Genomic DNA, 576 nt, shown 5'->3' with positions numbered 1-576 from the left:
TCAGGTTGGTGAACACGCCGATGTGGAAGGGCACGGCGTCGGCTCGATGGAAGCGCAGGCCGAAGCTGCCGATCTCCATCACCGCGACCTCGCAGCCCTCGCGCAGCATGGCCGAGAACAGCGCGTGCAGCTCGGGCGGCTCGGGGACGGTGCGGCTCAGGGGGTGGGGGGCGCCCGCGAGCTGGGCCCCGAGCGTGCCGGTGCGAGCGACTCGCCAGCCCAGGCGCGTCAGCGCGGACGCGACGAGGGTCGTGGTCGTGGTCTTGCCGTCGGTGCCCGTGACCCCGACGATCGGGATGCGCTGGGCCGGGCGACCCTCGAGCTCCGCGGCCAGGGTCGAGAGCGCGACGTTGGCGTTGGCGACCTGCAGCACCGGGGAGCCGCTGGCGCTTCGCCCCGGGCGATCGACGAGCAGCGCGGCCGCGGGGGTCGTGGCCGCGAGCATCGCGGGGTGCAGATCGGCGTACCACTCGTGGACGCCGACGCCGATCACCTCGGGCCCGAGGTCCTCGGCGCGGTGGGTCACGGCGCGGACCGGGCGGGCGGCGAGCTCGGGGTCGAGGACCTCGACGCCGA

1 protein-coding gene is annotated in these 576 nt (G+C 75.2%); it reads right to left on the bottom strand.

Annotated features, from left to right (window positions below; genetic code table 11):
* On the bottom strand, positions 1 to 576 hold a 576-nt coding region (locus KDM41_18705; GenBank protein MCB1185455.1), incomplete at both ends, for a hypothetical protein.

The sequence above is a fragment of the bacterium genome (assembly GCA_020440705.1).
Lineage (GTDB): Bacteria > Krumholzibacteriota > Krumholzibacteriia > LZORAL124-64-63 > LZORAL124-64-63 > JAGRNP01.
This window is presented reverse-complemented; position numbering and strand designations above follow the sequence as displayed.